Annotated in this window: 18 protein-coding genes; 5 read left to right on the top strand and 13 right to left on the bottom strand. The window is 72.4% G+C overall.

Going from position 1 to position 21,913, the window contains the following annotated elements; translation table 11 throughout:
* Nucleotides 1-14 precede the first annotated feature (14 nt).
* The 3 genes from ngcE (GA0070607_RS22380) to GA0070607_RS22370 are packed head-to-tail and all read right to left on the bottom strand — an operon-like array spanning nucleotide 15 to nucleotide 3,201.
* Nucleotides 15-1,466 carry an N-acetylglucosamine/diacetylchitobiose ABC transporter substrate-binding protein gene (gene ngcE / locus GA0070607_RS22380; RefSeq protein ID WP_089019946.1) on the bottom strand — a complete coding sequence of 484 codons (1,452 nt, stop codon included), beginning with the start codon at nucleotides 1,464-1,466 and terminating at the stop codon, nucleotides 15-17.
* A gap of 26 nt (nucleotides 1,467-1,492) precedes the next feature.
* A complete protein-coding gene (locus tag GA0070607_RS22375) occupies nucleotides 1,493-2,242 on the bottom strand; it encodes a sugar isomerase domain-containing protein (protein ID WP_089019945.1) in 750 nt (249 codons plus the stop codon).
* A complete protein-coding gene (locus tag GA0070607_RS22370; RefSeq protein WP_089019944.1) occupies nucleotides 2,239-3,201 on the bottom strand; it encodes a MurR/RpiR family transcriptional regulator in 963 nt (320 codons plus the stop codon). Before GA0070607_RS22370 ends, GA0070607_RS22375 begins: the two co-directional genes overlap by 4 nt.
* A gap of 204 nt (nucleotides 3,202-3,405) precedes the next feature.
* On the opposite strand from GA0070607_RS22370, the gene GA0070607_RS22365 reads away from it, so the two are divergent.
* Entirely contained in the window at nucleotides 3,406-4,395 is a 990-nt protein-coding gene (locus GA0070607_RS22365; protein ID WP_089019943.1) for an N-acetylglucosamine kinase, read from the top strand.
* Between the two features lie 143 nt (nucleotides 4,396-4,538).
* Here the strand turns inward: GA0070607_RS22365 and GA0070607_RS22360 are convergent, their stop codons facing one another.
* The 4 genes from GA0070607_RS22360 to ngcE (GA0070607_RS22345) form a co-directional block, all read right to left on the bottom strand.
* On the bottom strand, nucleotides 4,539-4,913 hold the full coding sequence (locus GA0070607_RS22360; RefSeq protein ID WP_089019942.1) for an Imm51 family immunity protein: 375 nt from the start codon (nucleotides 4,911-4,913) through the stop codon (nucleotides 4,539-4,541).
* A gap of 145 nt (nucleotides 4,914-5,058) precedes the next feature.
* Nucleotides 5,059-5,964 carry a carbohydrate ABC transporter permease gene (locus tag GA0070607_RS22355; RefSeq protein ID WP_089019941.1) on the bottom strand — a complete coding sequence of 302 codons (906 nt, stop codon included), beginning with the start codon at nucleotides 5,962-5,964 and terminating at the stop codon, nucleotides 5,059-5,061.
* Entirely contained in the window at nucleotides 5,961-6,869 is a 909-nt protein-coding gene (locus GA0070607_RS22350) for a carbohydrate ABC transporter permease (protein WP_089019940.1), read from the bottom strand. Before GA0070607_RS22350 ends, GA0070607_RS22355 begins: the two co-directional genes overlap by 4 nt.
* Nucleotides 6,870-6,931: 62 nt before the next feature.
* A complete protein-coding gene (ngcE, locus tag GA0070607_RS22345; RefSeq protein WP_089019939.1) occupies nucleotides 6,932-8,347 on the bottom strand; it encodes an N-acetylglucosamine/diacetylchitobiose ABC transporter substrate-binding protein in 1,416 nt (471 codons plus the stop codon).
* A gap of 205 nt (nucleotides 8,348-8,552) precedes the next feature.
* Between ngcE (GA0070607_RS22345) and GA0070607_RS22340 the strand changes: the two genes are divergently transcribed.
* Nucleotides 8,553-9,950, top strand: coding sequence for an acyltransferase family protein (locus GA0070607_RS22340; RefSeq protein WP_089019938.1), 1,398 nt, complete (start codon nucleotides 8,553-8,555; stop codon nucleotides 9,948-9,950).
* Here GA0070607_RS22340 and GA0070607_RS22335 read toward each other — a convergent pair.
* Nucleotides 9,922-11,415, bottom strand: a complete 1,494-nt coding sequence (locus tag GA0070607_RS22335) for a CoA-acylating methylmalonate-semialdehyde dehydrogenase (protein WP_089019937.1) — start codon at nucleotides 11,413-11,415, stop codon at nucleotides 9,922-9,924. The genes GA0070607_RS22340 and GA0070607_RS22335 overlap by 29 nt on opposite strands.
* Nucleotides 11,412-12,710, bottom strand: a complete 1,299-nt coding sequence (locus GA0070607_RS22330) for an aspartate aminotransferase family protein (RefSeq protein WP_089019936.1) — start codon at nucleotides 12,708-12,710, stop codon at nucleotides 11,412-11,414. The genes GA0070607_RS22335 and GA0070607_RS22330 overlap by 4 nt, the downstream gene beginning before the upstream one ends.
* Nucleotides 12,711-12,910: 200 nt before the next feature.
* On the opposite strand from GA0070607_RS22330, the gene GA0070607_RS22325 reads away from it, so the two are divergent.
* Entirely contained in the window at nucleotides 12,911-13,921 is a 1,011-nt protein-coding gene (locus GA0070607_RS22325) for a hypothetical protein (protein ID WP_231930146.1), read from the top strand.
* On the opposite strand, the gene GA0070607_RS22320 is transcribed toward GA0070607_RS22325, so the two are convergent.
* Nucleotides 13,886-14,086: a 2OG-Fe(II) oxygenase family protein gene (locus GA0070607_RS22320; RefSeq protein WP_089019935.1), complete on the bottom strand. Its 201-nt coding sequence runs from the start codon at nucleotides 14,084-14,086 to the stop codon at nucleotides 13,886-13,888. The two genes, GA0070607_RS22325 and GA0070607_RS22320, sit on opposite strands and share 36 nt — an antisense overlap.
* Before the next feature lie 147 nt (nucleotides 14,087-14,233).
* Nucleotides 14,234-15,580, bottom strand: a complete 1,347-nt coding sequence (murD, locus tag GA0070607_RS22315) for a UDP-N-acetylmuramoyl-L-alanine--D-glutamate ligase (protein ID WP_089019934.1) — start codon at nucleotides 15,578-15,580, stop codon at nucleotides 14,234-14,236.
* A gap of 82 nt (nucleotides 15,581-15,662) precedes the next feature.
* Between murD and GA0070607_RS22310 the strand changes: the two genes are divergently transcribed.
* A complete protein-coding gene (locus GA0070607_RS22310; RefSeq protein WP_089019933.1) occupies nucleotides 15,663-17,012 on the top strand; it encodes a hypothetical protein in 1,350 nt (449 codons plus the stop codon).
* Nucleotides 17,013-17,199: 187 nt separating this feature from the next.
* Here the strand turns inward: GA0070607_RS22310 and GA0070607_RS22305 are convergent, their stop codons facing one another.
* Nucleotides 17,200-18,969: a PucR family transcriptional regulator gene (locus GA0070607_RS22305; RefSeq protein ID WP_456299220.1), complete on the bottom strand. Its 1,770-nt coding sequence runs from the start codon at nucleotides 18,967-18,969 to the stop codon at nucleotides 17,200-17,202.
* A gap of 112 nt (nucleotides 18,970-19,081) precedes the next feature.
* The gene (locus GA0070607_RS22300; RefSeq protein WP_408630918.1) at nucleotides 19,082-19,981 is read right to left on the bottom strand and encodes a TrmH family RNA methyltransferase; all 900 of its coding nucleotides are present in this window, start codon (nucleotides 19,979-19,981) and stop codon (nucleotides 19,082-19,084) included.
* 79 nt (nucleotides 19,982-20,060) lie between these two features.
* On the opposite strand from GA0070607_RS22300, the gene GA0070607_RS22295 reads away from it, so the two are divergent.
* Nucleotides 20,061-21,869, top strand: coding sequence for a thiamine pyrophosphate-requiring protein (locus GA0070607_RS22295; RefSeq protein ID WP_089019931.1), 1,809 nt, complete (start codon nucleotides 20,061-20,063; stop codon nucleotides 21,867-21,869).
* Nucleotides 21,870-21,913 lie beyond the last annotated feature (44 nt).

The following is a 21,913-nucleotide window of genomic DNA, read 5'->3' as shown; positions in this document are numbered from 1 at the left end:
CCCCTACGCTCCGATCAGCGCTTGAACTTGGTAACGGAGGAATCCTTCTTGATCGCGTCGGCGCGCTTCTGGATCCGCTCCACGAACGCGTCCGCCTTGATCCGGCCGAACATCAGCTCGTTGGTGGCGGTACGCGCCTCCGTGTCGAGCTCCTTGTACCAGTTGTCGAAGAGCATGTTGAACACGTCCTTGTCGGCTGCCTTCAGCGCGGCCTGGGCGCTGGCCACACCCGGCGGGAACTCGAAGCCCTCGCTGCCGGCCGGCACGACCGTGGCCGCACCGACGGTCTCGGTGAAGCCCCGGGCGCCCGCCTTGGAGAGCATCTGGCGCATGTACTCCATGCCACCACGCGGGTTCTTGCTCTTGGACGAGACGAAGTATCCCTCGCCACCGGCCGCCCGGATAGCGGTCGCCGGCAGCTTGTCCGACGCCGTGAGGCTGGGCACCGGCATGAGCTGGTAGGTGAAGCCCGCCGGCGTGTCCTTCTTCTGCTCGTTCTCCAGCCAGTCACCGGACGGGTAGAAGGCGACCTTGCCCTGGTTCTGCCGCAGCTGCACGTCGGTGTGCTTGAGCCCCTCGAAGCTCTTGTCCGAGTACTTCGCGCCGATCTCGGCCCACGCCTCGGCGGCCTGCTTGACGGCGTCCTGCTTCCAGGCGCCGTCCTCCAGGTTGTCGATGTTCTTCAGAACGTCGGTGCCGCCGATCTTCGCGGCCTGGGTGAGGATCACGTTCCACTGGTAGTAGGCCGCGTTCGCCCCGGCGTAGCCGTACGGCGTGATGCCCTTGGCCTTGATCTGCTCGCAGAGGGCCTTGAACTGCTCCCAGTTGGTGGGCGCGGTCCACCCGTTGTCCTTGAAGAGCTTGCCGGAGTACCAGATCCCGTAGACCGTCGAGACGTAGTACAGGACGAACGGCTTGCGCCCCCCGTCGGCGGTGTTGAACATGCCCTGCTCGACGACACCCGGGATGACGGTGTCGCGGACCTTCTTGCTCGCGTCGTCGACCGACGGCGCGTCCCACAGCTCGGTGAGGTCCTGCAGCTGGCCGTCGTTGACGAGCGCACCGAAGTCGAGGAACTTCTCGCCCGAGTTGTTGACGAACTCCGGCGGGTTGCCGCCGGCGAAGCGCGGCTGGAGCACCGTGGAGACCGCCTGGGTCGCCTGGTGCTTGACCTCGGACTTCGGGAACGCCTTCTTGTACAGCGGCTCGTGCACGTCGGTGGCGTACTTCTCGCCGTAACCGCCGTTGAAGATGATCACCTCGATCGGGGCGTCCTCCTTGACACCCAGCGGGTTGGTCGCGCTCTTGGTGCCGCCGGAGACCTGCTCGTTCTTCTCGTCGCCGCCGCTGGTGGCGCAGGCGCTGAGCAGGCCGATGGCCGGAGTGGCGAGCATGCCCACGGCGGCGGCGCGGCGCAGCACCGTACGGCGGTCAAGTTCGGCCGGGTGCTCGGGGGTAATCGACATCGTCGTCTCTCCTTGTGGAATTCGGGTCAGGCGGTGCGCCGGAGACGCCCGGCGTACAGCGACTCGAGGGCGATGTTGTGCTCGTCCCCGCCGGGGACGTTGGCCGAGAGGTAGATAGGGGGCACCTCTCCGGCCTGATGGAACCGTCGTACGACCTCCGCGGTCAGCAGCTGCGCCAGCAGCGCAGTGGTGACCGAGGAGACCGCACAGACCGCGCCGCCGCCCTCGAGCGGCAGCAGTGCATCGCCGTACGGCGCGCCGTTGTCCAGCACGACGTCGGCGAGGTCGGCGAGCCGTCGACCGGACGGGTGCCGCGGGGCCACCCGTGCGGTGTGCTCGACCGAGGTGACCGCGATCAACGGGTGACCGCGCTCGGTGACCAGCGCCGCCAGCTCGACCACCGAGCCGTTGATGCCGGATTGGGACGCCACCACGAACACGTCGCGGGGCTGAGGCGCCGCGAGCGCGTAGATCTGGTGGGCGATGGAGGGGTCGCGTTCCAGCTTCGGGTCGGCGAGCACACCCGGCGGGGCGTCGCCGTGCACCACCAGGTCACGCACCGAGAGCCGGTTGGTGGGAACCAGCCCGCCGGCCCGGGCGACCAGTTCGGCGGCGAACGCCTCGGAGTGCCCGGCGCCGAACGCCTGGAGCACGCCGCCGGCGCGCAGGCTCTCGGCGATCAGGTCGGCGGCCCGGGTGATGCCGTCGGCCTCGGTGTCGAGCAGCCGGTCGAGCACCGGGCGGACCGCGTCCGCGTACCCCTGGGCGCTGATCATGCGAGGGCTCCCTTCGCGGCCTTGTGCCCGTCGACGGCCTGCGCGGTACGCCGGAAGGCCGCGTGCGCGCGGTCGTGGGTGCGCTGGGCGACGGCGATGTAGAGCAGGTCGAGCACCACCAGTTGGGGGTGGCGGGCGGAGAGCGCGTCCGGCCGGAAGGTGGTCGCCTGGCTGGCGGTGAGCAGCACGATGTCGGCCAGCTCGGCCAACGGTGAGCGGGGGAAGCCGGTGAGGGCGATCGTGGTGGCGCCTCGACTGCCCGCCTCGGCGAGCATCTCGATCGTCTCCCGGGTCTGGCCGGTGTGCGAGATGCCCAGCGCCACGTCTCCGGCGCGCAGCAGCGCGGCGCTGGCCAGCCCCTCGTGCACGTCGTTCCAGGCCCACGCGGCCACCCCGATGCGGTGCAGGCTGAACTGCATCTCCTCGCCGACCAGCGCGCTGCCGCTGGCGCCGAAGATGTTCACCCTGCTGGCACCGGCGATCGCCACCGCGGCCCGCTCCACCTCGGAGAGGTCGAGCAGCGCGGCGGTGTCGTGCATGGCCCGGGTGTCGGCAGCCATGATCTGGTCGAGCACCCGGGCCAGCGGGTCGCTCGGCTGGATCTCCCGACCGATGTCGACTGTCCAGCCGGCCGAGCGCGCCCGGCCGGTCTCGGAGGCGATGCCCAGCCGCAGGTCGGCGTAGCCCTCGAAGCCCATCGCCCGGCAGAAGCGGGTGATGGTCGCCGGTGACGTCCCGCTGCGCTCGGCCAGCTCCACTATGGTGGACCGGGCGGCGGCTTCCGGGTCGCTCAGCACGTGCTCGGCGACCCGGCGCAGCGCGCCGGTCAGCTCACCTAGCCCGTTGCGGACCCGGGCCAGCACGCCGTCGGAGGCGGACCCGAGCGCGCCTCGCCGGTCGAACGCGTCGGCGTCGACCACCGCGGTCCCCGCGGAGGTGTCCACCTCGTGATCAACCATGCGACGCCTGGCCTTTCCGAAAAGCTTGTTAACTGTTAGTGGTAAAATTTCTTACTGAACGCCCCTCCGTGTCAAGACTGTGGGCGAAGTTTTCAAACTGTTACCTGCCGCACAGCCCGCCGCGCCCGCCAGATCTTGCCCCACACGACAGTGCCGACCAGCATGAACGGGGCCGTCGCCGCGTAGCGCAAGGAGGCCGTGCCGATGTCCGACACCGTCGTGGTCGGTCTCGACGTCGGCGGTACGTCCACCCGGGCGACCGCCCTGACCCTCACCGGCGAACGCCTGGGCACCGGCCGCGCCGGTGGCGGCAACCCCACCAGCCACGGCGCCGAGAAGGCCGCCACTGAACTGCTGAAGGCCCTGCGCGGTGCGCTCGCCGACGTCGACCCGACCCGGGTGGCGGCCGGCACCATCGGGCTGGCCGGGGCGGCCCGGCTGCTCGCCGAACCCGCCGGCCGGCAGGCCTTCGATCAGGCCTGGCGCGACGCCGGGCTGCGCTGCCCGTACGACGTGCACGGCGACGCGCTGGTCGCGTACGCCTCGGGCACCGCGAGCCCGGACGGCACGGTGCTCATAGCCGGCACCGGGGCGATCGCGGCCCGGGTGTGCGCGCTGCGACTGGACCGGGTCGCGGACGGGCACGGCTGGCTGCTCGGCGACGCCGGCTCGGGCTTCTGGCTGGGCCGGGAGGCCGTCCGGCGACTCCTGGCCGACCTGGACTCCGGCCGTGCGCCGGGGCCGCTGGCCGTCGCAGTGCTCACCGAGCTGCTCGGCTCAGCCGAGGTGTCGGCCCGCCCGCGCGACACGGTCGACAGGCTGATCCAGGCGGTCACCCGGCGACCCCCGGTGGAGCTGGCCCGGCTGGCGCCCCTGGTGGTCGCCGCCGCATTGGACGACGAGCCGGTCGCCGCCGGGCTGATCGACGAGGCGGCCGCGCACCTGGCCGAGAGCGCCACCCGGATCCGCCCCCCAGGGGCGGTGTCCCCCGTCGTGCTCGGGGGTGGTCTGCTCACCGGGGACACCCCGCTGGCCACGGCCGTCCGGGCCGAGGTCGGCCGGCGGTGGCCGGACGCGTGGGTCTTCTCCGCTGGCGATGGCGCCGCCGCTGCGGCCTGGCTCGCCGCCCTGTCGCTGCCGGAGGTCACCGATCCGGCCGCCCTGCACGCCCTGCTGGTCCCGCCCACCGCCTGAGGCCTCGCGCTCGCCGGGCCGGATCCCCCGCCCACGGCCCCGCGGCCCGCCCTGAACGGGACGGGCGCGCCGACGGCGCGGGCGCGCGGCGGGTTGGCGAGTGCGCTGGTAGACGCCAGCGCACGACGGTGATCGCGTGCCGGTCAGGCCTCGCGAGCCGGTCGCAGCAGGTGGGCGAGTAGTTCGGGGTCGTGGTACGCCGCGGCGAGCCGCCCGGCCAGCTGGCGCAGGGCGTCGACGTGGTGACTGGTGAGCACGAAGGTCCCGGGGTCGGAAAGGAAGTTCACCAGCTCGGCTACCGCTGGCATCTCGGCGGCCGCGAGCGATTCGGCGAAACCGTTCCAGCCGCAGCCGTCGCCTGCGACGCCAGCGAGCGCGAAGGTCGACGCCACCGGCTGCATGTCGCGGTCGTGCAGCACGAGGTTGTACCGGCACCGGCTTCGCCCGCCGCAGTTGCGCACGGGCGGGTCGTCGTGTTCCACCAGCACAAACGGGGCGAAGGTGCTCTGGTCGATCACCCGCCCGATGCTACGAGCGGCGCCGCTTGCGCTGCCCGTGTCATCTGCCACACCCCGGACACCGCTGCGGCTGCCGGTGGCCCGTCGAGTTGTGATCGGAATCGGACGGGGCTCGGCAAGGAAAACCGGGCGTTCGTCGGCGAGATCACTTGAGCTGGCCCGCGGTCAGCCCGGTCTGCACCTGCCGCTGGAAGCCCACGTACACGGCGAGCACCGGCAGCACGGCGATGCTCAGCCCGGCGAACAGCCGGGCGTAGTCGCCGGCGTAGCCCTGGCTGACCGACAGGGCGAACAGCCCCTGGGCGAGCACCCACTTGGACTCGTCGCCCTGCATCAGCACCTGCGGTAGCAGGAACTGGTTCCAGTGGCTGAGGAAGTTGAAGATCGCCACACTGATCAGTCCCGGACGCGCCATCGGCAGCATCACCCGGAAGAACAACCGGAAGTGACCGCAGCCGTCGACCATCGCGGCCTCGGCCACCGAGGTCGGCAGGGTCCGGAAGAACGCGGTCAGGAAGAACACCGTGAACGGCAGCGAGTAGGCCGCGTACACCAGGATCAGCCCGATCCAGGTGCCGAAGAGGCCGGCGTTGCGGACCACGAAGAAGAGCGGCACCAGGGCGAGGAACACCGGGAACATCAGACCGCCGACGAACAGGTAGTAGACGAACTGCCGGCCGCGGAACTCGTACCTGGCGAAGACGTACGCGGCGGTGGCGCCCATCAGCATGGTGAGGCTGACCGAGCCGGCCACCACCACAAGGCTGTTGAGGAAGTACCGGCCGATGTGCGCGCCGGTCCAGGCCCGCGCCCAGTTGTCCCAGTGCAGCGCCCCGGGCAGCCCCCACGGGTCGGCCAGGATCTCGCCGTTGGTCTTGAACGAGCTGAGAAACATCCACAGCAGCGGCAGCACGGTGAGCAGGCCCCAGATCAGCAGGAAGCCGTGCGAGAAGACGTTGGCCACGCCGAGGTCCCGGCGCAACGGGCGGTCCCGGCCGCCGGCCGGCGTCGGCGTGGTGGCGGCGGGGGCGGGCTTGTCCAGTGTGGTCACGAGTACTCGATCCGTTCGCGCCGGCCGACCCGCAGCGACAGCACCGCCACCGAGAGGGTCAGGAAGAACATCACCACGCCGATGGCCGAGGCGTAGCCGAACTTGGTCTCGCTGCCGAAGGCGGTGTCGTACATCCGTACGCCGATCACGTCGGTGGAGAAGTTCGGCCCGCCGTTGGTCATCAGCTGCACGAGGATGAACCCGTCCAGGGCGAAGATGGCCAGGTAGACCCAGGCGACCTGGATGGTGTCCCAGAGCAGCGGGAGCGTGACCCGGCGCAGGGTGGTGAACCGGGACGCGCCGTCGAGCAGCACCGCCTCGTAGATCTCCTTCGGCACGGCCGACATCGCCGCGCCGAACAGCACCACGTAGAAGCCGACGTTGCTCCAGACCATCACCGCGAGCACGCACCAGAAGGCGGTCGCCGGGTCACCGAGCCAGGTCGGCGCGGGCAGGCCGAGGGCGTGCAGTGCGCTGGTGAGCAGGCCCTGGTTCGGGTGGTAGACCTCCTTCCAGAGCAGGGCGATGATCACCACGGAGAGCACCTGCGGGAAGAAGTACACAGTGCGGTAGAACGCGCCGCCGCGTACACCGGTCACTCCGGCGCGGCCCTTGCGCCCGCCCATGGCGAGCATGGTGGCGAAGAAGATCCCGAGCACGATGGTCAGCACCGGCACCAGGGCCAGCAGGATCGCGTTGTTCTGCAACGCGTTCCAGACGTAGTCGTCGTGCCACAGCGTCTTGAAGTTCGCCAGGCCCACGGAGTTGGCGTCGGCCGAGTAGCCGAGCCAGTCGGTGGTGGAGATCTGGAACGCCTGCAGGTACGGCGAGACGACGAAGAAGACGTAGAGCAGCACCGGCGGCACCAGGAACGTGACGATCAGCGGCCACTTGCCATGTCTCACGATGGGGACCTACTTCCCGTGGTGCGGCCGGTGGGGACGGTCCGCCCCCACCGGCCGGGATGTCACGCAGCCCGCTTGTACTTCTTGACCGAGGTGTCCTGGGCGATCGAGTCGGCGCCCCTCTGGCACTGGTCGAGGAAGTCCGCCGGGCCGATCCGGCCGCTGAAGAACTCGCCGCACGCGGCGTCGACGAGGTTGCGCTCCAGCTTGCGGTAGTAGTTGTTGTAGACCCAGTTGAACCCGTTGGCGCCGGATGCGTCGAGGGCCTTGACCACGCTGGTCAGCCCGTACGGCAGCTCCACGCCCTCGGTGGCGCCGGCCACCACGGTGAGGCTGGCGACCTTGCGGGTGAAGTCCTGGGCGCCCTTCTTCGACAGCATGGTCCGGAAGTACTCCAGGCCGCCGGCGACGTTGCGGGCCTTGGCCGGCACCATGAACGGCTCGCCGGCGGTGCCCCGGATCGCCTCGAACGGCAGCTTGTCGCCGCTGCCCAGGCTCGGCGTCGGCGCGATTGTCATGTTGAAGCCGGCCGGGGTGACGTCCTTCTGCTCGCTCTCCAGCCAGGAACCGCAGGAGATGAAGGCGGCCTTGCCCTGGCACCAGGCGGTCTGCGACTGCTTGTGGTCCAGGCCGGGCGAGCCCTCCAGGATGTACTTGTCCTTGACGATCTGGTGCCACGCGTCGGCGGCGGCCTTCATCGCGTCGGACTTCCAGGCGTTCGGCTCCAGGTTGTCGAGCGCGAGGGCCACCGACGGGCCACCGAACTTGATCGCGGTGGAGATCAGCGGCCAGCTCATGTAGCGCGGGTGGATTCCGGCGTACGTCCAGGGGGCGATGCCGGCGGCCTTGATCTGCTTGCAGAGCGCGATGTGGTCGTCCCAGGTCTTCGCGTACTCCCACTTGCGCTCGGTGAACAGCTTGTTGGAGTACCAGATGCCGTACGCGGTGTAGGTGTAGTTGAGCACCAGGAACTTGCCGTCGTACGATCCGATCTCGACCGCGCCGGGCAACAGGGTGTCCTTGACCGTCTTGCCCGGGATGTCGAGGCTCGGGGCGGCGAGCAGCTCAGCCAGGTCGGCGAGGGCGTTCTGGCTGACCAGGCCATTGAAGTCGATCTGGCCGGTGCCGGAGTTGTTGACCACGTCCGGCGGGGAGCCGTCGACGAAGCGCGGCTGGAGCGTCTTGCTGATCTCCTGGGTGGAGGAGTGCCTGATCTTCGCCTTCGGGTACTTCTCGGTGTACATGGCCTCGTGGGCCTTGGCGTACTCCTCGCCGAAGCCGCCGCCGAAGATCACCACCTCGAGCGGGGCGTCCTCCTTCACGCCGAGCGGGTTCTGCTCGGACTTGGTGCCCTTGTAGGCGGCGTTGTCGTCGTTGTCGTCGCCGCCGCCGGTGGCGCAGCCGGCCAGCAGGCCGGCGGCGGGGGTGGCCAGCAGGCCGGCGGCGGCGCTGCGCCGCAGGATGTCACGCCTGTTCATGATGTCTCCTCGGGTCGGGTCGGGCGGGCGCCGGTGATGGGGGGGGGTGGCGTCCGTCGCATCGAGGCGCTGGGGGATGTGTTGCTTGTCTTCATTTGACATAAAGTCGCTGAAGAATTTCTACGGCAGCGACGCGCGGACTTCAACCCCCGGCTGCCGAACCGTTATCACCACCGGCCAACACCGGTTCGCATAGCCTGAGACGATGCGCCGCCTGCGCCAGCTCGCGGAGCGCACCCCGCCCGGCCGGGAGCGGTACGTCGACCTGCTCCGCGCGCTGGCCATCACCATGGTCGTTCTCGGGCACTGGGGCGTCACGGTGATCGAGCGGGACGCCGCCGGCCGGCCCACCGGGCACTCCGCGCTCGGCGACCTGCCATGGGCGTACCCGCTGACCTGGGTGGCCCAGGTGATGCCGGTCTTCTTTCTGGTCGGCGGCTACGCCAACGCGGCCTCGCTGACCCGGCTGCGCGCCCGGGGTGGCGACGCCGCCGGCTGGTTGGTCGACCGCAGCGCCCGACTGGTGCGCCCCACCACCGTGCTGGTGCTGGTGCTCAGCGCCGCGGCGGCGGTGGCCCGGCTGCTCGACGCCGATCCGATCCGGATCCGCGAGGTGGTCTGGTTCGCCACCATTCCGCTCTGGTTCCTGGTCGCCTACCTGGCGGTGGTCGCGCTCACCCCACCGATGTACGCCCTGCACCGCCGCTTCGGCCTCGCCGTCCCGCTCGTGCTGATCGCCCTGGTCGGCATCGGCGACCTGGGCCGGCTGACCGGGCCGGAGCAGCTGGGGTACGGCAACTACCTGTTCGGCTGGCTGGCCGTACACCAGCTCGGCTTCGCCTGGCACCACACCCGCGCCGCTCCGCCCGGCGTGACCGACGCCGCCGGGCCGGCGGCACCCGGGCGTCCGGGGGTACGCCGACGCCGGCTGCCCACGTCCCGCCGGACCGGCTTGGTGTTCCTGGCCGGCGGGCTGGCCGCGCTGCTGCTGCTCACCGTGCTCGGCCCCTGGCCGGTGGCCATGCTGCACGTGCCCGGAGAGCGGCTGGACAACGCCGCGCCGCCCAGCCTCGCGCTGCTGGCCGTCGCCGCCACCCAGCTCGGCCTGATCCTGCTGCTGCGCGGCCCGGCGGAGCGCCTGCTGCGCCGCACCGGCCCGTGGCAGCTCGTGATCGGGGTCAACCTGGTGGTGCTGACCGTCTTCCTCTGGCACCTGACCGCCGCCGTCCTGCTCATCGGCCTGCTCGACGCGACCGGGACACTGCCCACCCCGGCGGTCGGTTCGGCCGCCTGGTGGGCGTGGCGGGTGCCCTGGCTGCTGCTGCTCGCGGTGGTCCTGGCGGTCCTGGTCGCCATCTTCGGCCCGGTGGAGGCGCGCAGCAGCCGGCACCGCACCGGGCGCCGGGCCGGACGGGGCACCGCGACCCGGACGGCGCTGACCGTGGCCGGCTACGCCGCCGTGGTGGCCGCGCTGCTGTTCAACAGCGCGACCCCGGCGCGGGCACCGGAGCCGCTCGGCACGCCCGTCCCGGCGCTGCTGGCGTACCTGGCCGGGGCGGGCGTGCTGCGGCTGCTCAGGTCTGGGTGGGGAACCCGAGGTTGACCCCACCGTGGCGCGGGTCCAGCCACCGGCTGGTGACCACCTTGCCCCGGGTGAAGAAACGCACCCCGTCCTCGCCGTGCGCGTGCAGGTCCCCGAAGAGCGAGGACTTCCAGCCACCGAACGAGTGGTACGCCATCGGCACCGGGATCGGCACGTTGATCCCGACCATGCCCACCTCCACCTCGTGCTGGTAGCGCCGGGCCGCGCCGCCGTCGTTGGTGAAGATCGCCGTGCCGTTGCCGTACGGGCTGGCGTTGACCAGCTCCACCGCCTCGTCGTACGAGCCGACGCGGACCACCGCGAGCACCGGCCCGAAGATCTCGTCCGTGTAGATCGACATCTGCGGGGTCACCCGGTCGAACAGCGTCGGGCCAAGCCAGAAGCCGTTCGGGTCGCCGTCCGGCGTGACGTCCCGACCGTCCACCACCGGCACCGCGCCGGCGGCCACCCCCGCGTCCACGTAGGAGCGCACCTTCGCCGCGTGCGCGGCGGTGACCAACGGGCCCATGTCGCAGCCCCGCCGGCCGTCACCGGTACGCAGCCCGGCCATCCGGGCGGCGATCCGCTCGACCAGCGCGTCGGCCACCGGCTCCACCGCCACCAGCACCGAGATGGCCATGCACCGCTCTCCCGCCGAACCGAAACCGGCGTTGACCGCCGCGTCGGCCGCCAGGTCCAGGTCCGCGTCGGGGAGCACCACCATGTGGTTCTTCGCCCCGCCGAGCGCCTGCACCCGCTTGCCGGCGGCGGTGCCGCGCTGGTAGACGTACCGGGCGATCGGGGTGGAGCCGACGAACGACACCGAGTGCACCTCCGGGTGATCCAGCAACGCGTCGACGGCCTCCTTTTCCCCGTTGACCACGTTCAGCACCCCGTCGGGCAGGCCCGCCTCGGCGAACCACTCGGCCAGCAGCAGCGCCGCGCTGGGGTCCTTCTCGCTCGGCTTGAGCACCACCGCGTTGCCGCAGGCCACCGCGACCGGCACGAACCACAGCGGCACCATCACCGGGAAGTTGAACGGGGTGATCACCGCGACCACCCCGAGCGGCTGCCGGATCGTGTACGAGTCGACCTCGGTGGAGACGTTCTCGCTGAACGCGCCGCGCAACGCCGAGGGCAGGCCGCAGGCGTACTCGATCACCTCCAGGCCGCGCTGCACCTCCCCGGCGGCGTCGGCGAGCACCTTGCCGTGCTCGGCGGTGATCACCTCGGCGAGCCGGTCCCGGCGGGCGCGCACCAGCTCCCGGAAGGCGAACAGCACCGCCGACCGCTTCGCCAGCGACGCGTCCCGCCAGGCCCGGGCGGCGAGGGCTGCGGCCCGCACCGCGACGTCGACGTCCGCGGCCGAGGCCAGCTCCACCTCGGCGGTACGCCGACCCGTCGCCGGGTCGAACACGTCGCCCCGCCGCTCGGACGTGCCGCCGACCCGCTTGCCGTCGATGAAGTGCCCGATTCGGTTGCTCACGCCGCCACCGCCGCCGCCGAGCGGATCGCGTCGACGAGGATCGCCAGGCCCTCGCGGGCCTCCTCCTCGGTCAGCGTCAACGGTGGACCCATCCGCAGCACGTTGCCGTAGAGCCCGCCCTTGCCGGTCAGCAGGCCGCCGTCCCGGGCGGCTTCGAAGACCCGGTTGGTCAGCGCCGGGTCCGGCTCACTGCTGCCCGGCCGGACGAACTCCACGCCGAGCATCAGCCCCTTCCCGCGTACCTCGGCGACGCAGTCGAGGCCGCCCACGGCGGACCGCAGGCCGTCGGCGAGGATCGCGCCGACCCGGGCCGCGTTCGCCTGGAGATCGTGCGAGATCAGGTAGTCGAGCACCGCGTTGCCGGCCGCCGTGGAGATCGGGTTGCCGCCGAACGTGGAGAAGCTGATCGCCGGTACGGACTCCAGCACCTCGGCCCGGCCGACCACCCCGGCCAGGGCGAACCCGTTGCCGATGCCCTTGGCGAAGGTGAGCAGATCGGGCGTGACCCCGTGCGCCTGGTAGCCCCAGAAGTGCTCCCCGGTACGCCCCCAGCCGGTCTGCACCTCGTCGGCGATGAACAGGATGCCGTGCTCGTCGAGGACCTTCTTCCAGCCGGCGAAGAGCCCGTCCGGCGGGTGCACGAAGCCACCCACGCCCTGGATCGGCTCGGCGATCAACGCCGCCACGTCACCGGCGGTCTGGGTGGCCAGCACCTCGCGCAGGTCCTCCACGGCCGCGTCGACCTGCTCGTCGGCGCTGAGCCGGGCCAGCAGGCCGCGCACCCGGTCACCGGAGTGCAGCCAGGCCACCTGGAGCGGGTTGAGGCCGCTGGCCGACCAGTTGCGGTTGCCGGTGACGCCCATCGCCGCGTACGACCGGCCGTGGTAGCTGTTCCGCACGGCCAGAATCTGGTGCGAGCGGCGGTGGTTGGTGGCGACCAGCAGCGCCGCCTCGTTCGCCTCGGTGCCGGAGTTGGTGAAGAACACCCGCGCGTCCGGGATGCCGGAGCGCTGCGCGATCTTCTCGGCCAACTCCACCTGCTCCCGGATCAGATAGAGCGTCGAGCTGTGCACGATGCCGGTGGCGAGCTGCCGCTCGACCGCCTCCCTGATCTCCGGGATGTCGTAACCGATCATGTTGGTCAGCACGCCACCGAAGAAGTCCAGGTAGGTGCGGCCCTGGGCGTCGGTGACCCGCCGGCCCGAGCCGGAGACCAGCTCGATCGGCTCGGCGTAGTAGAGCGGCATCCAGGACGGGAGCACGGCCCGGTGCCGGGCCAGCAGGTCGTCGGTCATCGTGGCAACCCTTCAGCGGCATTCGTGGATACCGCACGCTCCCACCGGCGGCCGGTGTGGACAACTGCCACTGTGTAGCGCAGCGCGCGTCCGCGCCTGACAGTGCGTCAGCCGGACGAGCCGGCGGCGGGCAGCGCGGCCGGCACGGCGTACGACGGGACGACAACGAGGCCGTCCCGCCAGCCCGGTACGATCCGGCGGTGCCTGAGCTGCCCGTACCGCTGCCGACCGGGGCGCCGGGCGAACCGGCCGCCGGCATCGCCGAGTGGGTCCGCGCGGACCCGATACGCCGGCTGGTCGAGCAATTCGGTGGCAGCTGGCCGGACGGCGACCTCGCCGACGTGCTCCGGTTCCTGGACGAGTTCTCCGCCCGACACTGGGACTTCCGCGGCGGCAGGGAACGGCCCGACGCCCGGGAGCCGGACCTCGACCCCGGCACCGCCGAGCTGGTGCTCGCGTCGGCGGCGGCGCTCGGGCTGATCCAGCCGGTGGCGCCGGCCCGGCCGGCGTACGCCCACCTGGTGGTGCTCGGCGGCCTGGCGCACGCCTGCGTACGTCGGGTCGGGTACGCCGCGCACCTGCTGCGCTCCGGCCTGCGGGTGGACGGCGAGGTCGCCGTGCTGGGCAGCTTCCGGCCGCTGTCCGACTGGGAACGCCGGACGCTTGCCGATGCGGGCCTGCCCGCCGACGACACCGAGGTGGACGTGCTCGACTCGGCGGTCCGGCGGGTGTTCGCCGTGGCCGCCCCGGCCGAGCAGGACGGTGTCGACGCCGGGCACCCGCACCACTCCTGGTCGTCACGGAGCTACCGACCGGCCGGCCTGCCGCCGGTACGGGTGCTCGCCGCGCCGTCCAGCGAACCGCACCGGCGGCGCGCGCACACCGCCGACACGCAGCGGTTCTGGGCCGCGCACGTCCAGCTCGCCCCGGGCGACGAGGTGCTGATGGTCACCGCGCCGATCTACGTGCCGTTCCAGCACTGCGACGCGCTACGCACCCTGGCCGTGCCGTACGGCTGCGGCATCGACACCGTCGGGGTGGACCCGACGCTTGCCGACCTGGCCGCGCTGCCCGAGCAGACACTCACCCCGGGGCGCTACCTCCAGGAGATCCGCTCGGCGATCCGCTCGATGCGCGCCCTGCACGACACCCCTGTGCAATGGATCACGCGAAGATCAGCAGCGGGTCGGACTCCGCGCGAACCCCGATGAAGCGGCCGCCGAAGTACGGCAACCCGCACGCACCTCGCGGACGCCGTGCATCCGGCCCGCCTCGAACATCACCAGATCACCCTTGCCGGGCAGCACCGTGTCCAACGGTGGACCGACCCGCTCAGGCTCGATTCCGTAGTCGAACGGGTCGGCCTTGAGCGCCACGAACTCCTCCTCGGACAGGGTGCCCCAGCGGGCCGATCTTCGACCTGGCCGCGCTCCTGGCTGCGCCGACGCCTGTCAAGATCCCACTGAACCGGTCCCGCCGACCGGGCACGGTCGCTCGCGGTCAGCCTGCGGTGTCGCTCAGGGTCAGCCCGCGGTGTCGCGAACGGCCTCGGCGAAGACCTCCGAGCGGTGCTCGAAGTTGCGGAACCGGCCGTAGCTCGGCGCGGCCGGGGACAGCAGCACCACCCCACCGGCCGGGGTCAGCTCCCGGGACAGCCGCACCGCCTCCACCAGGTCGTCGACCAGCTCGGTACGCACCTTGGGCACGTTGGCGAGCGCCTCCACGATCCGGCGACCGCTGTCCGGGATGCCGATCACGGTCAGCTCCCGCTCCGCCAGGTGCTCGGCCAGCGGCGTGTAGTCCAGACCCCGGTCGGTGCCCCCGACGATCACCGTCAACGGCCGGCCGTCGTACGCGTCGATGGCGTGCATGGCCGCGTACGGGCTGGTGGCCAGGGTGTCGTCGACGAACGTCAGCCCGGACGGGTCGGCGATCTCGGTGAGCCGGTGCGCCAGCCCCTGGAACTCGGCGACCGCGATGGCGAGCGTGTCCCTGCCGGCGACCACGTCCACCCCGAGCGCGTCGAGCACGGCGAGCGCGACGCAGAGGTTGCCCTCGTTGTGCCGGCCGACCAGGGGCAGCACGGCGCGCGGGAAGAGCGGCTGGTCGCCGAGGTGGAACCAGGGCGTGCCGTCGGCGCCGGTGGCGACGTTTGTGGTGTCCGGGCGACCGGCACGGACGGCCGGGCGATCACCCAGCTCGGCGGCGAGCCGGGGGTCGGCGCCGTTCACCACTATCGTCTCCGGGCCGTGGGCGAGCAGGTTGAGCTTGTCCCGGTAGTACTCCCGCTCCCCGCCGTGGGCGTCCAGGTGCTCCGGGAAGAGCGAGGTGACCACGGCCACCCGGGGCGAGTCGCTGAGGTCGCTGCACTGGTAGCTGGACAGCTCCAGCACGTACAGCTCGGCCTCCGGCAGGTCGAGGGTCGGCACGCCGATGTTGCCGCCGAAGACGTTCGGCCGGCCCGTCGCGGTGAGCAGGTGGCTGATCAGGCTGGACGTGGTGCTCTTGCCCTTGCTGCCGGTGACCCCTACGGTGCGCGCGGCGTGGTCGGCCATCCACAACGCGGTCCCCTGGGTGACCGTGACACCGCGCTTGCGCAGCTCGACCAGCCACGGGTGGGTCTGCGGCACGCCCGGCGAGCGGACCACCACGTCCGCGGCGGCCAGCCGCTCGAAGCCCGCCTCACCGGTGACCAGCGGGGCCGCCTCGGCCAGCGGGCCGTCCCAGGGCAGCGAGAGGAAGTTGGCGCTGTCGTCGACGGCGACCAGGTCGGCCGGGCCGTGCGCGGCGATCGCGGTCACCGCGGCCCGGCCCTCGCGGCCGGTACCCCAGACGGCAACGGTACGTCCGCGCAGGTCAGACAGGCGCACGGGGCTCTCCTCGGGGGTCGCGGCGGCGGCAGGGCGGGCCCGGTCCGGACACGGCCGGACGAACCAGGGCCTAGTATGGCGTGTGCCCAACGAGCAGCTCCGGCGGATGGACGCCTTCACCTTCCCGTCCTACTCGATCGACTTCGCCACCGGCGAGGTGTTGTTCGACTACGCCCTGACCGGCCCGGCCGGCGAGCAGCGGTTCACCGAGGTCATCACTCTTCCGCTGCCGGCCGAGCCGCCGTCGGACGAGACGGTGGCCACCCTCGGCCGGGTGCTGGAGGTGCTGCACCTGGTCGCCGGGGTGAGTTACTACAAGGCCGCCGCGCCGCCCCGGCTGGTGCTGCCGGCGCCGTTGGGCGCGGCCACCGCCGACTACGTCACCGCCGTCTACACCAGGGGCCTGGCGGAGTACGCGTACCGCAACCAGCTGCCGCACGTGCTGGAGCTGCGCCCAGAGGTGCCCGCCGGTGAGGTGACGCCGGCCCGGGTGTACGACGACTCCGACCGCCGCCCGCTCTCCGCCGTCGGCGGGGGCAAGGACTCCATCGTCAGCCTGGAGGCGCTACGCCGGGCCGAACTGGACCCGGTGCCGTTCTCGGTCAACCCGAACCACGTGATCGTCTCGGTCAACGAGGCGTCCGGGCTGACCCCGCTGGCCGCGCGGCGGCGGATCGACCCGGTGCTGTTCGACCTGAACGCCGCCGGCGCGCTGAACGGCCACATCCCGGTGACCGCGATAAACTCGCTGATCGCGGTGGCGACCGCGGTGCTGCACGGGCTGGGCCCGGTGGTGATGTCCAACGAGCGCTCGGCGTCCGACCCGAACCTGGTCTGGAACGGTCACGAGATCAACCACCAGTGGTCCAAGGGCGTCGAGGCCGAAGGGCTGCTGCGCGCGGCGCTGGCCGAGCACGCCGGCCTGACCGAGCCGTACTTCTCGCTGCTGCGCTCGCTGTCCGAGCTGCACATCGCCCGGCTGTTCGCCGAGTTCACCCGGTACGACGACGTGGTGACCAGCTGCAACGCCGCGTTCAAGCTGCGCGACGCGAGCGAACGCTGGTGCCGCGACTGCCCGAAGTGCCGGTTCGTCTTCCTGGCCATGGCGCCGTTCATGCCGCGGGAGCGGGTCACCCACATCTTCGGCGGCGACCTGCTGGCCGACGAGTCGCAGATCCCCGGCTACCGCGAGCTGCTGGGCGTGGACGGGCACAAGCCGTTCGAGTGCGTGGGCGAGGTCGAGGAGTCGGTGGTGGCCCTCGGCCTGCTCGCCGAGCAGGACCAGTGGCGCGACGCCCCGGTGATCCGCGCCCTGGTCGACGCCGTACCGGCCACCGCCTGGTCCGCGATCGCCACCTCGGACGTCTTCACCCCCGGCGGCCCCAACCACGTCCCCCCCACCTACGCCAAAGCCCTGACCACCCTCACCTGACCCCGCCCCCGCCCCACGCTCCCCGCGCCGCCCCCGCCCCGCGCCGCGCCGCGCTCCCCGTCGATCTAGGGCGTATCGCTGCGCGTGGAGATCAACTCATGGTGATTTGCCCTAGATCAACGGGGCTGTTGGCGGCGGCGCGCGGCGCGGCGGCGCGGCGGGGCGGGGCGGGGCGGGAGGGGCGGGGTTAGGGGAGGCGGACGGCGTCCAGGGCTAGTAGGGCGACGTGTAGGGAGAGGGAGGCTTCGACGGAGTCGAGGTCGACGTCGAGGATCCGGGCGATGCGGGCCAGGCGCTCGTAGAAGGCCGGCCGGGACAGGTGGGCGGCGGCGGCAGCGGCGGACTTGTTGCGCCCCTGCTCCAGGTACGCGCGCAGGGTGTCGAGCAGCCGCTCGCGGGGGTGCCGGGCGTCGTACTCCAGCAGTGCCCCGAGTTCGCGCTCCACGAATGTCTGCAACCGGGGCTCGTCGCGCAGCAGGTGCAGCAGGCCGGCCAGGCCGACGTGCGGCAGCCGGAAGATCGGCAGGTCACGCCGGTCCCGGCGGGCCGCCTCGGCGATCTGGCGCGCCTCGACCAGTGACCGTCGGGCTTCCCGCAGGCTGCCGACCCCGGATCCGGCCGCCACGATCACGCCGCCCGGAGCGCCGCCGGCCGGTCGGGACGGGTCGCCGCCGGACACCATCCGGGACGCGTCGGCGCCGGATGCGGTCCGGACGGCGCCGGCGTCGAGGCGTACCCGGCGCAGCGCGGCGGCGAACGCGGACAGCGCGCGGTCCTCGGCGGCCGGGTCCGGCAGGGCCAGCAGCGCGCCCACCGAGTGGTCGTCGACCGCGCTGGTCAGCGCGGTCAGTTTCGACTCCCGCAGCGCCTGGCCGACGGCCTCGGACAGGTCCCGCAGCCGGGCCGGGCCGGCCTCGGGGCCACCCTCGCCGGCCGGGTCGTCGGCCCGGTGCCGGACCATCACGCCGACCAGGTGCCGGCGCTCCAGCACCACGCCGAGCGCCTTCGCCCGCAAGGCCACCTCGTCCACCGGCCGGGAGTGATCGAGCAGCGCGGTCAGCAGGGTGCGGTGGATCTGCCGTTCCAGCCCCTCGGCGTCGCGGCGGATCAGCCGGCCCAGCGCGAGGGTGGACGCGGCCCGCTCGATCAGGATGGTGAACCGGGTCGGCGGCCCGCCGCCGGGGCGGGCGTCGGGTTCCACCGGGTCGGCGCCTCGGCGGCTGGGCAGTTCCCCGCCGGCCGGCCAGCGCAGCAGCAGCCGCCCCCAGTCCTGCCCCCGGGCACCGACGACCGTCACCAGCCAGCCGCTGTCGGGGTCGTACGCGGTCCGCCCGGCCGGGCGGATCCGCCGGGAGTGCTGCTCCCAGCCGTCCAGCAGCAGCTCGGCGCTCTCCCCCGCCGGGTCGTACCCCAGCACCTGCCGGGACAGGTTCTCCAACACCACCGGGCAACCGGACAGGTCGGCGGCCTGCCGGATCACCTCGGCGGCGTCCGCGCCCTCGACCGAGAGGTCGGTGAACCGCTGGTGGATCTCCTCGGTGGCGCGCAGCTCGGTGAGCTGCGCGTCGACGATCAACGCGTGCACTGCCTCGGTGATCCGTACGAACGGGGTGGCCCGGCGCAGTTCCACCAGGGGCAGGCCGCGCCGCTCGGCGGCGGCGGCCATCACCCGGGGCACCCCGCTGACGTACCGGCGGCCCAGCTCGACGACGAGCCCGGAGACGCCGACGTCGGCCAGGTCGCCGATGAACGCGCGCAGCCCCGCGTCGTCGCCGGGCAGCCCGATGCCGGTGGTGAGGACGAGTTCGCCGCCGCCGAGCAGGGTGGCGATGTCCGGCACCTCGGCGACGTGCACCCAGCGCACGGGCCGGTCCAGCCCGGCGTCCCCGGCCACCACGCGCGGCGCGCCGTGGCGGACCGGGTCGAGGGCGAGGACCTCACGGACGGTAGGGAACACGGCCGCCACGCTACAGTCCGTGACGCCGGAACTCGACATCCCGCCGTCCGCGGGCCCGGTCACCGGACGGATCTGCTTCGCGTCCAACCGGCTGACGAGGGTGTCCGCGCCCTCACCAGGGGTCGTCGCGGCTCAGCTCCCAGCAGGCCACGGCGGTGGCGGCGGCCACGTTGAGTGAGTCGACGCCACGGCGCATCGGGATGACCACCCGGATGTCGGCGGCGTCCATGGCGGCCCGGGTCAGGCCGGCGCCCTCGGCGCCGAGCAGCAGCGCCGAGCGGGCCCGCTGGGTGGCGTCGAGGCGCTGGATCGGCACGGCGTCCGGCGCCGGCGTCATCGCCAGCACGGTGAACCCGGCCGCCCGGACCTCGGCGAGCGCGTCCGGCCAGGGGTCCAGCTTCGCGTACGGCACGGCGAAGACCTCTCCCATGCTCACCCGGACGCTGCGCCGGTAGAGCGGGTCGGCGCAGCTCGGCGAGAGCAGCACAGCGTCCACCCCGAGGGCCGCCACCGCCCGGAAGATCGCGCCGAGGTTGGTGTGGTTGTTGACGTCCTCCAGGATCACCACCCGGCGCGCGGTGGCGAGCACGTCGGCGGCCGCCGGCAGCGGCCGGCGGTGGAACGACGCCAGCACCCCCCGGTGTACGTGGAAGCCGGTGGCCCGTTCCAGCACGTCCTGCGTCGCCGCGTAGACGGGCGCGTCGCCGGTGTCCAGGTCGGCGAGCTGGTCGATGCGCTTGGCGTCGACCAGGTACGACCGGGCCGGATAGCCGGCGCGCAACGCCCGGCGCAGCACCAGCTCCCCCTCGGCGATGAACAGGCCGTGCGGCGGCTCCCAACGGGTGCGCAGCTCGACGTCGGTGAGCGCGCGGTAGTCGGCGATCCGGTCGTCGTCGGGGTCGGTGATCTGGTGGACGGGCACCCGACGATTCTGCCGGACGCCCGGCTGGGCACTCCGAAGCCGGTCGAGCCCACGTCGTTGAGGGCGTTTTGTCCGTAAAGGAAGGGGAATGGCGTGCGGCGTACGGGACTCGACGGGAAGGACCAGCCAGGTGAGCGCAGATCACACCGCGCCGGGCGAAACAGGCACCATGCCCCGGCACCCGACCGTCGCGGACCACATCGTCGCTCGCCTCTTCAGCTGGGGAGTGCACCGCTACTTCGGCTACCCCGGTGACGGCATCAACGGCCTCACCTCCGCCCTGCAACGCACCGACGAGCGGGCCCAGTTCGTCCAGGTGCGGCACGAGGAGACCGCCGGCTTCGCCGCCTCGGCGCACGTCAAGTACGGCGGCGGGCCGCTGGGCTGTGCCCTGGTGACCAGCGGCCCGGGAGCCATCCACCTGCTCAACGGCCTGTACGACGCCAAGCTCGACCACCAGCCGGTGATCGCCCTGGTCGGGCACACCGTTGTCACCGCCGAGGGCGGCGGCTACTACCAGGAGGTCGACCTGCTCGCCCTCTACAAGGATGTGGCCGCGGCGTTCCTGGCCCAACTCGACCACCCGGCGCAGGTCCGTCACCTGGTCGACCGGGCGTGCCGCACGGCGCTGGCCCGGCGTACGGTCACCGCCCTGATCCTCCCCGCGGACCTGCAGGACAAGCCGGCGGTCCCGGACCCGCCGCACGCGCACGGCTACTACCAGACCAGCAACGTGCCGAGCAGCACGCCGACCGTGCCGCCCGAGGCGGACCTGCGCCGGGCGGCCGAGGTGCTGCGCGGCGGGGAACGGGTGGCGATGCTGGTGGGGCAGGGCGCCCTCGGCGCGAAGGACGAGGTCCGGGAGGTCGCCCAGCGGCTCGGCGCCGGGGTGGCCACCGCGCTGCTCGGCTTCACCGCCGTCGACCACCGGGAGCCGTGGGTTACCGGCGCGATCGGGCTGCTCGGCACCCGACCGAGCTGGCAGATGATGAGCCGCTGCGACCGCCTGCTGATCGTGGGCAGCAACATGCCGTACTCGGAGTTCTACCCGCCGCCCGGGCAGGCCCGCGGAGTGCAGATCGACCTGGACGGCACCCAGCTCGGGCTGCGGTACCCGACCGAGGTCAACCTGACCGGCGACGCCGCTCCCACCCTGCGGGCGCTGCTGCGCGAGCTGGGTCCCGGCCCTGGGCCGACCGAGTGGCGGACGGAGATCACCGAGGCCACCTCGACGTGGCGCCGGGTGCAGCGCGACCTGGCCGAGCAGGACGCCGACCCGGTCAACCCGCAACTGCTGTTCAGCACGCTCAGCGAGCGGCTGCCCGACAACGTGATGCTCGCCGTGGACTGCGGCACCGCCACCGCCTGGTACGCCCGACACGTGCAGGTCCGCCCGGGGATGCTGGCCAGCCTCTCCGGCACGCTGCTGTCCATGGGCGGCGCCATGCCGTACGCGCTGAGCGCCAAGTTCGCCCACCCCGACCGACCCCTGGTCGCGCTGATCGGCGACGGGGCGATGCAGATGAACGGCGTCAACGAGCTGATCACCGTGGCCAAGTACTGGCGGAGCTGGGCCGACCCGCGGTTCGTGGTGCTGGTGCTCAACAACCGGGACCTGGCGTTCGTCAGCTGGGAGCAGCGCTCCAGCGAGGGGACGCCGATGTTCCCGGACAGTCAGCAGCTGCCGGACATCGGCTACCACCAGTGGGCCCAGGTGCTCGGGCTGCACGGCGAGCTGGTCGACTCTCCCGACCAGGTGCCGGGTCTCTGGGACCGGGCGCTCGCCGCCGACCGGCCGACGGTGATCAACGCACTGGTGGACCCGGCCGAGCTGATGCTGCCACCGCACTTCACCGCCGAGCAGGCGCGCAACACCGCGGCGGCGGTGCTGCGTGGCGACACCGACTGGGCCGGGATCATCCGGCGCGGGCTGCCCGCCACCGTGGCGAGCTACCGGCCGCGTCGCCGGAAGGGCTGACCGCCGGCCCGGGCAGGGTCAGCGTCGCGGGGTCGGCGTTGGTG

Source organism: Micromonospora coriariae (assembly GCF_900091455.1).
Taxonomy (GTDB): Bacteria; Actinomycetota; Actinomycetes; order Mycobacteriales; family Micromonosporaceae; genus Micromonospora; species Micromonospora coriariae.
The sequence above is the reverse complement of the archived record's forward strand: the minus strand, read 5'-3'. Positions and strand labels throughout refer to the sequence as shown.

Bases quoted from the DNA above. Each gene is read 5' to 3' on its own strand.
- ngcE (WP_089019946.1), bottom strand. From the start codon at position 1,466: ATGTCGATTACCCCCGAGCACCCGGCCGAACTTGACCGCCGTACGGTG.
- GA0070607_RS22375 (WP_089019945.1), bottom strand. From the start codon at position 2,242: ATGATCAGCGCCCAGGGGTACGCGGACGCGGTCCGCCCGGTGCTCGAC.
- GA0070607_RS22370 (WP_089019944.1), bottom strand. From the start codon at position 3,201: ATGGTTGATCACGAGGTGGACACCTCCGCGGGGACCGCGGTGGTCGAC.
- GA0070607_RS22365 (WP_089019943.1), top strand. From the start codon at position 3,406: ATGTCCGACACCGTCGTGGTCGGTCTCGACGTCGGCGGTACGTCCACC.
- ngcE (WP_089019939.1), bottom strand. From the start codon at position 8,347: ATGAACAGGCGTGACATCCTGCGGCGCAGCGCCGCCGCCGGCCTGCTG.
- GA0070607_RS22340 (WP_089019938.1), top strand. From the start codon at position 8,553: ATGCGCCGCCTGCGCCAGCTCGCGGAGCGCACCCCGCCCGGCCGGGAG.
- GA0070607_RS22330 (WP_089019936.1), bottom strand. From the start codon at position 12,710: ATGACCGACGACCTGCTGGCCCGGCACCGGGCCGTGCTCCCGTCCTGG.
- GA0070607_RS22295 (WP_089019931.1), top strand. From the start codon at position 20,061: ATGCCCCGGCACCCGACCGTCGCGGACCACATCGTCGCTCGCCTCTTC.